Source organism: Flavobacterium magnum, assembly GCF_003055625.1.
In the GTDB taxonomy this organism is placed as follows: domain Bacteria; phylum Bacteroidota; class Bacteroidia; order Flavobacteriales; family Flavobacteriaceae; genus Flavobacterium; species Flavobacterium magnum.
The window spans coordinates 428,082-442,408 of the sequence record NZ_CP028811.1; the positions used below are offsets into that span (position 1 = coordinate 428,082).

Below are 14,327 nucleotides of genomic sequence, written 5' to 3' on the forward strand. Positions count from 1 at the left end.
CCAATGAAATTAATTTTATCTGCCGTATTTTAGCCCGACAAATTTCCGGCGATGATCCTGCTTTACAACCTTATTGTCCTGATGGCCTCGCAATTGGTAAAAGCCGCGGCTTTGTTCAGTCCGAAGATGAGACTTTTCGTTAACGGCAGGAGAAACGTTGTGGGAGAAATCCGGAATAAAATCGGACCATCGGACAGGACAATCTGGTTCCACACTGCCTCCCTGGGTGAGTTTGAACAGGGGCTTCCCGTCATGGAGGCCATAAAGGACAAATATCCGGACCACGGGATTGTCGTGACTTTCTTCTCTCCATCCGGCTACGAGGTCAGGAAAAACAATGCGATTGCCGATGTGACGGTGTACCTGCCTTTAGACACGCCGGGCAAAGTAACTTCTTTCCTCGACGCCGTGCATCCGGAGATGGCGTTTTTCGTGAAATATGAATTCTGGCCGAATTACCTCAGGCAATTAAAGCAACGGCGGATCCCGACCTATCTCATTTCCGGGATTTTCCGGGAAAACCAGGTATTTTTTAAATGGTACGGCGGTTTTTACAGAAAGGCTTTGCAGACGTTCGAACGATTCTTCGTACAAAATGACCGATCGAAAAACCTGCTCCGCGACATTGGCTTCGAAAACGTAAAAATCAGTGGCGATACCCGCTTTGACAGGGTTTCCAAAATCCTGGAACGCAACAATACGCTCGATTTTATAGAAACCTTCCTTGATGGTAAAATGGCGTTTGTCGCCGGAAGCTCGTGGCCCAAAGATGAAAGCCAGTACCGCGATTTTGTCGACAGCACGGCATTTGACCTCAAATACATCATTGCGCCGCACACGACCAAACCCGAGCAGATGCAGGAACTCAAACACAGCTTCCGTAAAAAAGCCGTGTTGTTTTCTGAAAAGGAAGGCAAAAACCTCGCCGATTTTGACATTTTCATAATCGATACGATTGGCCTGCTTACCAAAATTTACAGCTATGCAGATATCGCCTACGTGGGCGGCGGCTTCGGGACCGCAGGGCTTCACAATATCCTGGAACCGGCGACCTTCGGCATCCCTATTGTCATCGGGCCGAATTACTCGAAATTTTCCGAAGCGGTTGCGCTGGTCGGACTGGGCGGATGTCTTTCGGTTAAAAATAAAACCGAACTCGTTCAGACTTTGTCCATGCTGGTGCAGAATGACGACGAACGGATTGAGAAAGGCCACATCTGCAGCACGTTCGTACAGATGAATAAAAATGCGACCGAGGTGATCATGAAAAATATTTCCGATGTGTGAATTTGTGCCTGTGACTAAAGACAACATCGGAGACATCCTGGGGATGATGTCCGACTTCTATGCAATTGACGGCTATCCTATTGACCTTAAAAAATCCGCGTCGCTTTTTGAAACCTTTGTCGCCGACGAAAGTCTCGGCAAGGCGTGGATGGTGTATTCTGACACGAATGTTGCGGGTTACGTGATCCTGACCACCACCTTCAGTTTCGAATACGGCGGGAAAATCGGCTTTATCGACGAACTGTTTGTAAAGGACGGTTTCCGCAGCAACGGAATCGGGAAAGCCGCTGTAACATTTATAAAGGAGCAGGCGACTAAACTCGGACTCCGATTGCTGTACCTCGAAGTCGAACAGCACAATACCAAAGCGCAGGAACTGTACCTGAAATTCGGTTTTTCGACACACCATCGGCAACTGATGCAATATAAAATCAAATAATCACTATTACTTATGAGATTCCTTAAACTGATCCTATTGTTTGTCGTAATCCAGGCCAAAGCCCAGCAGGGTGGTATGTGGATCCCATCATTGCTCGAAGGCATGAACGAAAAAGAGATGAAAAACCTCGGCATGAAAATGTCGGCGGCCGACATTTATGACGTCAACCATTCCAGCCTCAAGGATGCCGTACCGCAGTTTGATGGCGGCTGCACTTCAGAGGTTATTTCGCCCAAAGGCCTGCTGCTTACGAACCACCATTGCGGCTTTGATGCGATACAGTCGCATTCCTCTGTCGAACACGATTACCTGACGGACGGGTTCTGGGCTTATAAAATGGAAGACGAACTCCCGAATGAAGGGATGGTTGTGATGTTTATCGTCAGGATTGAAGACGTTACTAAACAAATCCTGACCGGCACCGAGAACCTCTCAGAGACTGAAAAACAGAAGAAGATCCAGGAAAATATGACGTCGCTTTCCAACAGTTTCCCAAAAGAAAGCTGGCAGGAAAATAAGATCCGGACATTTTATGAGGGCAATCAGTATCTGCTTTTCGTTACCGAAACTTTCAAGGACATCAGGCTCGTCGGCGCGCCGCCTTCCTCAATCGGGAAATTTGGATCGGATACCGACAACTGGGTTTGGCCGAGACATACGGGCGATTTTTCGCTGTTCCGGATTTATGCCGACAAAAACAACCATCCGGCAGCCTATTCTAAAGAAAATGTATCTTACGTGCCCAAGCATTTCCTGCCAATCTCCATGGATGGCGTACAGGAAAACGATTTCAACATGGTTATGGGGTTCCCCGGCCGCACTACAGAATACCTGCCTGCAGTGGCTATTGAGCAGATTGTAAATGAGCTCAACCCGGCGAAAATTGAAGTGCGTGACAAAGCGCTGAAGATTGAAGACGGGTTTATGCGCAAAGACCTTGCAATCAAGATCCAGTATGCTTCAAAATACGCCGGCATTGCCAATTACTGGAAAAAATGGATCGGCGAAACGCAGGGCCTTAAAAAGTCAGGTGCGGTACAGGTGCGCAAAGATGAGGAAAAACGTTTCCGGGAGGAAGTCATCAGAAAAGGAAAAACGGCTGAATACGGCAACCTGCTTACAGACTTCGAAACGAATTATAAGGAAATTGCGCCGTATGCGCTGGCGCGGGACTATTTTAACGAAGTGGTATTGCGAAACACCGAATTGCTCAGCGTCGGCTACAAATTGTACCAGTTGGAGCAACTTCAGAAAACCAAGGGGGAGCAGGCATTTACCGATCGGAAAAATGCCCTTGCCAACGGATTGGGCGATTTCTACAAAGACTACAACAAGAATGTAGACGAAAAGATTTTCTCCGAATTGATCTCGATTTACGCTCGAAAAGTCCCCACTCCGTTCCTGCCGTCGGCGTTGTCAGGCATCGATACTGAAAAACTCACCGCCGACATTTACAACACATCGGCCCTGACAAACTACGATGCCATTAAGAAACTGCTGTCCGGAGACACCCAAACGGTCATCACTAACATGAATGCCGACAAAGGCTACCAGTTGGTCAAAAATATGGCTGAAACCTATATGAATAAGGTCGCACCAAAATACGACGAAATCAATCTCAGGATCACCGCCCTGCAGCGTACCTACATCAAGGCATTGCTCGAATTGAAAACGAGGCCACGGATGTTTCCTGACGCAAACAGCACACTACGCGTTACCTACGGAAAGGTAAAAGGATATAAGGCCAAAGATGCGACGGTTTACGAATCAAAAACATACCTTGACGGTGTAATGGAAAAATACATTCCCGGCGATTATGAATTTGACGTGTCGCCCAAACTGATCGAACTCTATAATAAGAAGGATTACGGTCCGTACGGGGAAGCGGGGAAAATGCCGGTTTGCTTCATAGGGACCAGCCATACGACGGGTGGAAATTCGGGCAGTCCGGCGATCGACGCACGCGGGAACCTGATTGGGTTGAATTTTGACCGCGTCTGGGAAGGCACGATGAGTGACATCTATTATGACCCCGCCATCTGTAGGAATGTGATGACAGATATCCGGTATGTACTGTTTATAATTGACAAATTTGCGGGCGCCCAAAACATCATTGACGAACTCAAACTCGTCCACCCTAAGAAAAAAAGATAACCGTCTGTCTTTCAAATGGGCAGCACACAGAAAACCACACCAGCATTTAGCCCCCGGTTTGGCAAGGGAGTGCTGATTTCCAAAGCATTGAAAAATTGAATTTTTTTCAAAAAAAAATTGAAAAATAATTTTACATATTAAAAAATTTATATCTTTGCCTCGAATTAATAATTAACCTTTTATAATTAAGTAAGATGAAAAAAGTATTTTTAAGTTTAGCTGCTATCGCTGTATTGTCTGTTGTTTCTTGCAAGAAAGAAGCTGAAGGAACTGAGACTACTGTAGATTCAACTACTGTTGAAACTCCAGCTGCTGTTGAGACAACTACAACTACTACTGTTGATACAACTGTTGTTGACACTACTAAAGCTGCTGCTACTCCAGCTGAAACTCCAGCTAAGTAATTAGTATCTAAAGAAAAAATCAAAGCCTCGCATTGCGGGGCTTTTTTTATGGTGTGATTGCAGGTCCGGATGACCGAAGCCTGGTGACTTAACCGAAAATGATGTCGCTTTGAGAAAAATCCAGTATTTCCGCCGTCGCCGCGCTTTGATTGATTTCGTCGATGCCCTTCTGCAACCGCAACTCTGTAGAATATTTCCTGCTCGTTACCGTCAGGGTCTCGCCGACGGTGAGTTTAAAAAAGTATTTTCCTGCGGCTGCTTTATGCCTCGTATAAACTGCGCTGTTTAGGTTCGCCTTGAGCTTTTCAATCGCCTCCTCACACTCAAAACGCAGTTCGTAGCCCGGACTGCTGAAAATGGTCTTGCCTTTTCGCGAGGTAAACGCAAATTTATATTCGCCATTAAATCGTTTGCTGATCACAAATGCACCCATCCGACTACATACAGATATTAAACATCAATTTTATAAAACAAAAAAAGAGGTGCCAATTATAATGACACCTCTTTTTTTTGGTACTCAGAGCGGGACTTGAACCCGCACGAACATTGCTGTTCACTGGATTTTAAGTCCAGCGTGTCTACCAATTTCACCATCCGAGCTGGATATAGAGCGAAAAACGGGGCTCGAACCCGCGACCTCGACCTTGGCAAGGTCGCGCTCTACCAACTGAGCTATTTTCGCAATTATGTAAAAGAACCGCAACACTTCTGCTGTATTGCGAGGGCAAATTTAAAACATTAATTCAATTATACAAGGCTTTTTTGCAAAAAAATCAACCTCAATATATAACCTGCTGAAATACAAATCGTAAATCACAAACTATTTTTTCGAAAGCATCCTGCGGATTTCATTAAGCTTCATTAATGCCTCCACCGGGGTCAGCGTGTTGATGTCAAGATTGAGTATCTCGTCCCGTATTTCTTCCAACAGCGGATCGTCGAGATTGAAGATGCTGAGCTGCATTTCGTCTTTCGCTGACTTGATCCCATTCAACGCGTCGCCCGAATGGTCCTTTTCGAGTTTCTTCAAAAGCTTCTGGGCCTTCAAGATGACCGTTTGCGGCATGCCTGCCATCTTCGCCACATGAATTCCGAAGCTGTGCGCGCTGCCGCCCTTGACAAGCTTCCTCACGAACAACACCGTATCCTTCAATTCCTTGACTGACACGTTATAATTCTGTATCCTGGAAAGGATATCGCTCATTTCATTCAATTCATGGTAATGGGTAGCAAAAAGTGTCTTGGGTTGTGACGGATGCTCATGCAGGTATTCCGCGATGGCCCACGCGATGGAAATCCCGTCGTATGTACTGGTGCCGCGTCCGATCTCATCGAGCAAAACCAGGCTGCGATCGGAGATATTATTCAGGATGGATGCCGTTTCGTTCATCTCAACCATAAAGGTAGACTCCCCCATCGAGATGTTGTCTGAAGCACCGACACGCGTGAAGATCTTATCCACGACGCCCATCCTGACGCTTTCTGCGGGAACAAAACTCCCCATCTGTGAAAGCAGTACGATTAATGCCGTCTGCCTTAAAATGGCCGACTTACCCGACATGTTCGGTCCGGTAATCATGATGATCTGCTGGGAATCCCTGTCGAGGAAAACATCGTTGGCTATGTAAGGTGTACCGATCGGCAGCTGCTTTTCAATCACAGGATGCCTGCCATTAATGATTTCCAAGTCATAGGAATCATCCAAAACCGGGCAGACATAATTATTTTCAAGAGCCAGCTGCGCAAACGAAGTCAGGCAGTCAAGCTGCGCCACAAGGTTGGCATTGAGCTGTACCGGCTTGATGTAACTGGCAATCCAGCCGACAAGTTGCTCAAACAACTCCGCTTCCAGCTTGTGGATTTTTTCCTCAGCACCCAATATCTTGGTTTCATATTCCTTAAGTTCCTCAGTGATGTAACGCTCGGCATTCACCAGTGTTTGCTTGCGTATCCAGGCCGAAGGCACTTTATCCTTGTGGGTGTTGCGCACCTCTATATAGTAACCGAAAACGTTATTAAAAGAAATTTTAAGTGATGAAATCCCTGTAGCCTCTGATTCCCGCTTCTCGATGCCTTCCAGGAATTCCTTTCCCGTAGTCGAAATCAAGCGAAGTTCATCCAACTCCGGATTGATTCCAAAAGCGATCGCATTTCCTTTGGAAATGGCCACGGGCGCATCGGGATTCAGCGTATACCCGATTTTTTCACGAAGCAGCTCACAACTGTGCAGGCTGTCACCGATGGTTTTTACCGCATCAAGCGGACTTGCCAGTGCCAATTCCTTGACGGGGATGATGGCATCCAGAGAGTCCTTCAGATAGATGACTTCCCTCGGCGTCACTTTTCCGGTGGCGATTTTCGAAATCAACCGTTCCAGGTCTGAAATCTGTTTGACCTGATGCTGTATGCTTTTGAGCACATCCTGGTTGTCTTTCAGATAAGAAACCACTTCGTGCCGACTCCTGATCTTTCCGATATCCTTGAGTGGAAGCGCAAGCCATCGCTTCAACAGCCGGCTTCCCATGGGCGAGAGCGTGCGGTCGATGACGTCGAGCAGGGTCACGGCATTCGGGTTGTAACTATGGTACAATTCAAGATTACGGATTGTGAATCGGTCCATCCAGACGTATGCATCCTCAGCTATGCGCTGGATTGCCGTGATGTGTTGCACCTTGTCGTGCTGTGTTTCGGACAGATAATACAGGACCGCGCCAGATGCAATGATGCCGTCCGGCAATTCCTCAATCCCGAAGCCCTTTAACGAAACGGTCTTGAAGTGATGGGTCAGGGTTTGCAACGCGTAATCTTCTTTATAAACCCAATCCTCGAGATAAAAATTATGGAAATCCTCACCAAAGGCCTCTTTAAAATCACCCTTATTTTGTTTCGGCACAAGCACCTCGCTCGGATTGAAGTTCTGAAGCAACTTGTCAATGTATTCCGCATTGCCCTGCGCGGTCAGGAACTCACCTGTAGATACATCGAGGAACGCTATGCCCAACTGTTTTTTTCCGAAATACACCGCCGCGAGGAAATTATTGGATTTCGAATGCAACACTTCGTCGTTCATGGAAACACCTGGCGTAACGAGTTCGGTAACACCGCGTTTCACAATGGTTTTCGTCATTTTCGGATCCTCGAGCTGGTCGCAGATGGCCACGCGCAGACCGGCCTTTACCAGCTTTGGCAGGTAGGTGTTCAGGGAATGGTGCGGAAAGCCCGCCAACGCGGTTTCGGTTTCTGATCCCGCACCACGTTTGGTCAGGACGATACCCAGTATTTTTGAGGCACGAATGGCATCCTCACCGAAAGTTTCATAAAAATCCCCTACGCGGAACAACAGGCATGCATCAGGATACTTGCGCTTGATCTCGTTGTACTGCTTCATTAAAGGCGTTTCCTTCGGTGCTTTCTCTTTTGTTGCCAATGCATTTGTGTTTAGGTTCCGTCGGTGAAAATAGTGGTGCGAATTTAACTATTGCGCTGATTTTGCGTTGTTAAAATTTAAATTTAATTTAAGAAAAATTGTTTAGTCAGTGTGATTTTAATTTATACATTTGTTTCGCTAATTTAATTTTTTACAAAAGATGAAAAAAAATCTGATATTATTTTCTGCGATGGCCCTATTCGCGGTAAATGGTGCTTTTGCTCAGGAAACGGGTAAAAAAGCGCTCAAGAAAACCACAACGACCACCAAAACAGAAATGAAAAAGACTGTAGCTCCGATGACAGTTGCCACGCCTGCTGTGGAAGGTGCCGGAATGACTTTTGAAACTGAGACGATTGATTACGGAACCATCAAGCACAACGCTGACGGAAAACGTGAATTCGTTTTGACCAACACAGGAAACAAGCCTTTGACGATCACGAATTGTGCAGGTTCATGTGGTTGTACTGTGCCAACATGGCCAAAAGAGCCTATCGCTCCGGGGGCTAAAGCGGTTATCGGTGTGAAATATGCGACTGACAGGGTTGGTCCTTTCACTAAAACCGTGACCGTAACGTCTAATGCTTCTGAAACACCAAAAGTATTGACTATCAAAGGAACTGTGCTTGCTGATCCGACTCCGGCAGAAACACCGACAAAAAGCTAATTACTTTTTAAATACAAAATCAAAGCTTCCCGTAATACGGAAGCTTTTTTTATATGAGTATGCGAAAACTTGAAAACAGTGAATTGGTCCGGAAATCCGTAACCGATTTTAAGCAGGCAGAAAAAACCCCGATCATCATTGTCCTCGACGACATACGGTCCCTGAATAATATCGGATCGGTATTCCGCACCGCCGATGCGTTCCTGGTGGAAAAAATCTACCTGTGCGGCATTACCGCCTGCCCTCCGAATAAGGAAATCCATAAAACCGCGCTGGGTGCTACGGAAACGGTCGCTTGGGAACACAAAGCCTCTGTCACAGACCTGATCACAAAATTGCAGGATGAAAGCACCGCGGTATTTGCCATTGAGCAGGTTGAAGGTTCTGTAATGCTCGATAATTTTAATCCAAAAACACATCAAAAACTTGCACTGGTGTTCGGAAACGAAGTCTATGGCGTGAGCCAGGAGGCTGTCGCTTTGTGCAATGGCAGCATCGAAATCCCGCAATTGGGCACGAAGCACTCGCTCAACATCGCCGTAAGTGCGGGCATCGTGGTCTGGGACTTATTCCAGAAAATAAAAAATTAAAGTACCTTCGGGTTCCAAAAAAATGCCTGCCCTATCAAATGATTTTGCATAAAACCTATACCCGTGTCCTTAGCTTGCTGCTGTTTATTGCTTCCGCAGAAATGGTCGCGCAAAACCAGCCCCCGGTACTTACAGCCACCGGAAACCAGACCTATTGTCCCGGTACGCCGCTTCATATCGTAACCGACATGACCATCACAGATCCCGACGACAGCGCAATCGATGCCATGTACATCCAGATTTCCTCAGGATATGAGACAGGACAGGAGCAGTTGGTGCTCAACGGTTCCCACCCATTGATTGTCAGCAGCTGGAATAGTGCCGAGGGAAAACTTACGCTAAAAAGCCCTGCAGCAATTCCCGTTCCTTACACCGCGTTCGAAGCAGCCATTGAAGACATCGTTTACACGAGTTTGCAGGCGAATCCTTCGGGCATTCGGAATTTCTCAATCAGCGTCGGGCAGGCCAATTACCTGCCTTCTACGCAGCACTACTACATGTATGTCCCGGCATTAGGGATTACCTGGACCGATGCCATGACAGCCGCAGCGGCCAGTACCTATTACGGCCTTGAAGGCTATCTGGCCACAATAACCGCGGCTGATGAAGCGCAGCTCTCCGGTGAGCAGGCGGCCGGCGCCGGATGGATCGGTGGCAGCGACGCCGAGGTTGAAGGCACCTGGAAATGGGTGACCGGTCCCGAGGCCGGTACTGTATTCTGGACAGGTGGCGTGGGGGGAAGCACCACCAATTTTGCTTTCTGGAACACTTCCGAACCCAACAACCTCGGCAATGAAAATTATGCCCACATCACGGCGCCAGGCGTAGGGATTGCGGGATCGTGGAATGACTTGTCAAATACCGGCGATACCACAGGGAATTACCAGCCCAAAGGCTATATCGTGGAATATGGCGGGATGCCCGGTGACCCCGTATTGCAAATTGCGACAAGCGCAACCATTTCCATTCCAAGTATTGATTCGACGGTACAGGCATCGCGTTGCGGGGTGGGCACGCTGAACCTCAGCGCTACCGGTTTCGGTGTTATTAAATGGTATGACAGTCCCGTAGGCGGAAACCTGCTTGCTACCGGGAACAATTTCACTACGCCGTTCCTCACATCGACAACAACCTATTACGCTGACCCGTATGAGCCCGGATGCGCCACGGCTACGCGAACCCCGGTAACGGCCTCCATCAATGATTTGCCGTTATTAACCGTACAGCTGCCACCGCCTGCCTGCGAAGGAAGCGTGGTATTGCAAGCCACTGCGAGCACAGGCCAGGTGCGATGGTACGACCAGGAAACCGGAGGTACATTATTACAAACCGGCGAGACTTTCAATACGCCCATGCTCAGTGAAGACACGGTATATTATGTCGATGCAAAAAACAACGACTGTTTTTCGGGCCCGAGGCAGGCAGTACCCGTAACAATCAAACCAAAGCCGGTCGTAGCCGATGAAAGTAAGTCGATTTGCGAAGGAACGCAAACGCTATTGGACGCAGGGATTTCCGACGTGAGTTATCTTTGGTCAACCGGCGCCACTACAAGGCAGATTACAATCAGTGCTGAAGGAATTTACACGGTGACGGTGACCAATGCGTCAGGCTGCAGCACTGTGAAAACATTTACGGTAACCGAAAAAAGCGCACCGATCATTGATGATATTACCGTGGTCGGCACGACAGCCACTATCAATCTGGCCAACACAGGGGCTTTCGAGTTTGCGGTGGACAACGGCCCGTACCAGGATTTAAATGTATTCACGCTCGCAGATGGCGGAGTCCATACTGCCCACGTACGACAGGTTGACGGTTGTGGGGATGACAAACTTGACTTTATTATCGTTGTGGTACCGGCATTTTTTACGCCGAACGGCGACAGCGTAAACGACCGCCTCCTCGTTCCCGGGATGGTGCTTTTGCCCGGCTCCAGCATGTCAGTCTTCGACCGTTACGGGAGACTGATTACGATGCTGAACCCGCAAAACACCTCATGGGACGGCACGCACCTTGGCAAGCCATTGCCTTCGGATGATTATTGGTATGTAATGAGGATCAGCAACAGCCAGCCTGAGATCAGGGGACACTTTAGCCTGGTCAGGTAATTTTGCCGGCAATCTCGTCGAGAATGTAAAGGTAGTCTTCCTGCCTTTTTACAAAATCCCTATCCGAGACATCGATCACAAGGATATTCAGCCCGGTTTGTGATTTGATGTAATCGAGATAGCCCCGGTTGATGCTGTCAAGGTATGCTGCCGGTATTTCCTGTTCGTAGCTGCGGCCTCTTTTTTTGATATTTTCCAATAACCTCGGCGTATTTTGATAAAGATAAATATACAGGTCAGGTTTAGGCATTTCCTTGTAAATGATTTCAAAAAGCTTGCGGTACAGCCTGTACTCATCCTCGCTCAGGGTTACCTTGGCAAAAATCAGTGACTTGAAAATGTGGTAGTCAGCGACAATGAAATCCTTAAATAAATCGAACTGCGCCAGGTCGTCCGACAACTGCTGGTAACGGTCGGCAAGGAATGACATTTCGAGCGGAAACGCATACCGCGGCTGGTCTTTATAAAACTTTGGCAGAAACGGGTTATCGGCAAAACGCTCCAGAACCGTTTTCGCGTTAAAATCCTCAGCTATTTTGCAGGCCAAAGTGGTTTTCCCGGCGCCGATATTACCTTCAATTGCAATATAGTTGAAACGGTCCAGTTTGATTGGTTCGACAGGCGATCGAAAACCCGGGACCATCTTACACAGGCTTTTATCCTCACAATCTGCAATAATCGCGCTGATCGTCTTACCAGAAACAGGATGCACGAAATCGGGTTTTATGTCCTTGACAGGAAGCAATACAAACATCCTGTGATCCATCTGCGGATGCGGCACCTGCAATTGCTTCCTTTCGATAATCACATCGCCGTAAGAGATGATGTCAAGATCTATAATGCGGGATTGGTAACCAGCGCCCTTCTCGCGTCGCCTGCCCAATTGCGCTTCAATTGACAACAGCGACTTGAGCAGGCCGGGCGCCGATTTATGCGTATGGACCAGCAAGGCACAATTGTAAAATGCCTCACCTTCAAATCCCCATGCCGGTGTTTCATAAACCGTGGAAACCCTGACTACCGTGGCCGTGGTCCGGTGGATGAGCGAGATGGCCCGGCGAAGATTTTCGTCGCGGTCGCCCTTATTGCTCCCGATGGAAATGATGGCTTGATGCTGCAGGTTCATAATGGTGCGCAAATTAAGTAAATTTACCCGGAAAGTCGAACGCGAAAAGTTGAAAGTGGAAAGTGAACGAAATTAGCTAAATTACAACATTAATGTCCGGGTCCGGTTCGACACAATACCACGCCTGCTGTTTGCGCCCGTCCGGTAGACCTGTAACAAATCGGTTCGAATCAGTACTAATGCCAAAAAATAAAATCCCATGAAATTTTTATCCAACGTTCTCGCCACCATTGTCGGGCTCTTCATTTTCTGCGTATTATCTTTTTTCTTCGTGCTGCTTATCGGTATCATCGTGGGCAGCAGCAGTTCAGATGAAGTGCGGGTGAAGGAAAACTCAGTCATCAATCTCGACCTCAGCACCATCAGCCACGATTATGCCGGTAAATTTACGGACCCGTGGGTTACGATGTTCTCGGAAAATACGTCCGTCGGCGTTACGGACGTCGTTCACGCGATCTCAGAAGCCGGGAAAGACGACAAAATCAAAGGCATTTCCATCCTGAATAACAACAGCGCGCTGGGGATGGCACAAATCAAGGCGGTACGCGATGCGTTGGTTGATTTTAAGAAGTCCGGTAAATTTGTCGTTTCTTATGCCGACACTTACGTGCAAAGGGAATATTACCTCAATTCGGTCGCCGATACATTATACCTGAACCCGACGGGTGATATGGAATTCAAAGGCCTTTCGACCGAGCTGATGTTTTTTAAGGATTTTCAGGACAAGACCGGCATTAAGATGGAAGTCATCCGGCACGGAAAATACAAGAGCGCCGTTGAACCTTTCCTTGATAACAAGATGAGTGATGCCAACAGGGAGCAGCTTACCGCATTACTGAATTCCTTATGGAATGGGGTGGTAAATGACATTTCAAAAAGCCGGAATATCCCGGTCGACCGACTCAATGCTATCGCCGACGGCCTGCTTGCCCGTACGCCCGAAATGGCGAAAAATGCCGGGCTGATCGACAAAATCGGGTACCAGGACCAATATGAAGCGGGCATCCGAAAGGCACTAAAAGTGAAAAAAGACAAAGACTACAACAGTGTTGATATTGCCGATTACGCTAAAAAAATCAACACCATCGGCAGTTTTGGCGACAGTTCCGATAAGATCGCGGTGATTTATGCACAGGGAGAAATCAAAGGCGGCGAAGGTGATGTCGATTATATCGGCGAAGGATCGATGCGCCGCGCCCTGCAAAAAGCACGTGAAGACAAGAACATCAAGGCGATTGTATTGCGTATTGACAGCCCGGGCGGCAGTGCCATGACGTCAGAACTGATCTGGAGGGAAATCGAAATTACCAAAAAAACCAAACCCGTCGTCGTCTCGATGGGGAATTATGCGGCATCGGGTGGCTATTACATTGCGTGTAACGCCAATGAGATTTTCGCCGAGGAAAGTACCATTACCGGATCCATCGGCGTATTTGGGATGTTGCCCAATTTTACGGGGCTGGCAGGAAAAGCAGGCATCAATACGGAAGTCGTCAGCACACATAAAAACGCAGCGGAATACAGTCCGTTCCGCCCGCTAAGCGACGACATGAGGACCCAAACGCTTGAAGGGGTTGAACGCATTTACAACACATTCGTCACCCGTGTGGCAACCGGAAGGAAAATGAGTTTTGCAGAGGTAGATGCCATCGGACAAGGCAGGGTGTGGTCCGGCGCCGAAGCCATTAAGATCGGTTTAGTCGACAAGATCGGCGGCATGGACGATGCACTTAAGGCCGCTGCCAAACTCGCCAGGGTCAAGGATTACCGTACCGAAAACTTCCCCGAGTACGACAAAAAACTGGGTGACCTGTTGGCAGGATTCCCGTTTGTCAAAACGAAGGAAAGCCTGATTAAGGAAGAAATAGGTGCGGAGAACTACGAGCTGCTGCAAAAAGTAAAGCAGGTTAATGCGCGCAAAGGTGTTCAGGCGCTGATGCCGTTCGAAATGACGATCCGCTAAGCGATTAACTTCCGGAGGTTTATTGCACTTAAACCTCGTTGTTACCACAAATCAAACCAAATCCGCTGTAATGGCGGATTTTTTGTGAAAAGATTAAAACGCAAATAGGATACTTATGCTATTTTTGTAAGATAACATTGTCTTACTTCTTAAATTCCT

At 47.7% G+C, this 14,327-nt stretch carries 11 protein-coding genes and 2 tRNA genes; 8 read left to right on the plus strand and 5 right to left on the minus strand.

Annotation, left to right across the window (positions count from 1 at the left end; translation table 11 throughout):
• Positions 1-51 precede the first annotated feature (51 nt).
• The 4 genes from HYN48_RS01645 (at position 52) to HYN48_RS01660 (ending at position 4,284) form a co-directional block, all read left to right on the plus strand.
• Positions 52-1,287 (plus strand): 3-deoxy-D-manno-octulosonic acid transferase, encoded by a 1,236-nt coding sequence (locus HYN48_RS01645; protein WP_108369478.1) that lies wholly within the window; start codon positions 52-54, stop codon positions 1,285-1,287.
• Complete coding sequence (locus HYN48_RS01650) at positions 1,280-1,726, plus strand: GNAT family N-acetyltransferase (RefSeq protein WP_108369479.1); 447 nt, start codon at positions 1,280-1,282, stop codon at positions 1,724-1,726. The genes HYN48_RS01645 and HYN48_RS01650 overlap by 8 nt, the downstream gene beginning before the upstream one ends.
• Positions 1,727-1,738: 12 nt before the next feature.
• Positions 1,739-3,880 carry a S46 family peptidase gene (locus tag HYN48_RS01655; RefSeq protein WP_108369480.1) on the plus strand — a complete coding sequence of 714 codons (2,142 nt, stop codon included), beginning with the start codon at positions 1,739-1,741 and terminating at the stop codon, positions 3,878-3,880.
• Positions 3,881-4,074: 194 nt separating this feature from the next.
• The gene (locus HYN48_RS01660) at positions 4,075-4,284 is read left to right on the plus strand and encodes a hypothetical protein (RefSeq protein ID WP_108369481.1); all 210 of its coding nucleotides are present in this window, start codon (positions 4,075-4,077) and stop codon (positions 4,282-4,284) included.
• 88 nt (positions 4,285-4,372) lie between these two features.
• Here HYN48_RS01660 and HYN48_RS01665 read toward each other — a convergent pair whose 3' ends face one another.
• The 4 genes from HYN48_RS01665 to mutS form a co-directional block, all read right to left on the minus strand.
• The gene (locus HYN48_RS01665) at positions 4,373-4,717 is read right to left on the minus strand and encodes a YegP family protein (protein ID WP_108369482.1); all 345 of its coding nucleotides are present in this window, start codon (positions 4,715-4,717) and stop codon (positions 4,373-4,375) included.
• Positions 4,718-4,795: 78 nt separating this feature from the next.
• A tRNA-Leu gene (locus HYN48_RS01670) sits at positions 4,796-4,884 on the minus strand.
• Between the two features lie 9 nt (positions 4,885-4,893).
• A tRNA-Gly gene (locus HYN48_RS01675) sits at positions 4,894-4,966 on the minus strand.
• 138 nt (positions 4,967-5,104) lie between these two features.
• Positions 5,105-7,711, minus strand: a complete 2,607-nt coding sequence (gene mutS / locus HYN48_RS01680; RefSeq protein ID WP_108369483.1) for a DNA mismatch repair protein MutS — start codon at positions 7,709-7,711, stop codon at positions 5,105-5,107.
• Positions 7,712-7,871: 160 nt separating this feature from the next.
• Between mutS and HYN48_RS01685 the strand changes: the two genes are divergently transcribed.
• Genes HYN48_RS01685 through HYN48_RS01695 form a run of 3 tightly spaced genes read left to right on the plus strand, consistent with a single transcriptional unit; the run spans position 7,872 to position 11,079 of the window.
• Entirely contained in the window at positions 7,872-8,378 is a 507-nt protein-coding gene (locus tag HYN48_RS01685) for a DUF1573 domain-containing protein (protein WP_108369484.1), read from the plus strand.
• A 59-nt stretch (positions 8,379-8,437) separates the two neighbouring features.
• Entirely contained in the window at positions 8,438-8,968 is a 531-nt protein-coding gene (locus HYN48_RS01690) for an RNA methyltransferase (protein WP_108373270.1), read from the plus strand.
• Between the two features lie 38 nt (positions 8,969-9,006).
• Positions 9,007-11,079: an Ig-like domain-containing protein gene (locus HYN48_RS01695; RefSeq protein WP_108369485.1), complete on the plus strand. Its 2,073-nt coding sequence runs from the start codon at positions 9,007-9,009 to the stop codon at positions 11,077-11,079.
• Here the strand turns inward: HYN48_RS01695 and folK are convergent.
• Entirely contained in the window at positions 11,072-12,205 is a 1,134-nt protein-coding gene (gene folK, locus HYN48_RS01700; protein WP_108369486.1) for a 2-amino-4-hydroxy-6-hydroxymethyldihydropteridine diphosphokinase, read from the minus strand. The two genes, HYN48_RS01695 and folK, sit on opposite strands and share 8 nt — an antisense overlap.
• 199 nt (positions 12,206-12,404) lie before the next feature.
• Between folK and sppA the strand changes: the two genes are divergently transcribed.
• On the plus strand, positions 12,405-14,168 hold the full coding sequence (gene sppA, locus HYN48_RS01705; protein WP_108369487.1) for a signal peptide peptidase SppA: 1,764 nt from the start codon (positions 12,405-12,407) through the stop codon (positions 14,166-14,168).
• Positions 14,169-14,327 lie beyond the last annotated feature (159 nt).

Bases quoted from the DNA above. Each gene is read 5' to 3' on its own strand.
- HYN48_RS01645 (WP_108369478.1), top strand. From the start codon at position 52: ATGATCCTGCTTTACAACCTTATTGTCCTGATGGCCTCGCAATTGGTA.
- HYN48_RS01650 (WP_108369479.1), top strand. From the start codon at position 1,280: ATGTGTGAATTTGTGCCTGTGACTAAAGACAACATCGGAGACATCCTG.
- HYN48_RS01655 (WP_108369480.1), top strand. From the start codon at position 1,739: ATGAGATTCCTTAAACTGATCCTATTGTTTGTCGTAATCCAGGCCAAA.
- HYN48_RS01660 (WP_108369481.1), top strand. From the start codon at position 4,075: ATGAAAAAAGTATTTTTAAGTTTAGCTGCTATCGCTGTATTGTCTGTT.
- HYN48_RS01665 (WP_108369482.1), bottom strand. From the start codon at position 4,717: ATGGGTGCATTTGTGATCAGCAAACGATTTAATGGCGAATATAAATTT.
- HYN48_RS01685 (WP_108369484.1), top strand. From the start codon at position 7,872: ATGAAAAAAAATCTGATATTATTTTCTGCGATGGCCCTATTCGCGGTA.
- HYN48_RS01690 (WP_108373270.1), top strand. From the start codon at position 8,438: ATGCGAAAACTTGAAAACAGTGAATTGGTCCGGAAATCCGTAACCGAT.
- HYN48_RS01695 (WP_108369485.1), top strand. From the start codon at position 9,007: ATGATTTTGCATAAAACCTATACCCGTGTCCTTAGCTTGCTGCTGTTT.
- folK (WP_108369486.1), bottom strand. From the start codon at position 12,205: ATGAACCTGCAGCATCAAGCCATCATTTCCATCGGGAGCAATAAGGGC.
- sppA (WP_108369487.1), top strand. From the start codon at position 12,405: ATGAAATTTTTATCCAACGTTCTCGCCACCATTGTCGGGCTCTTCATT.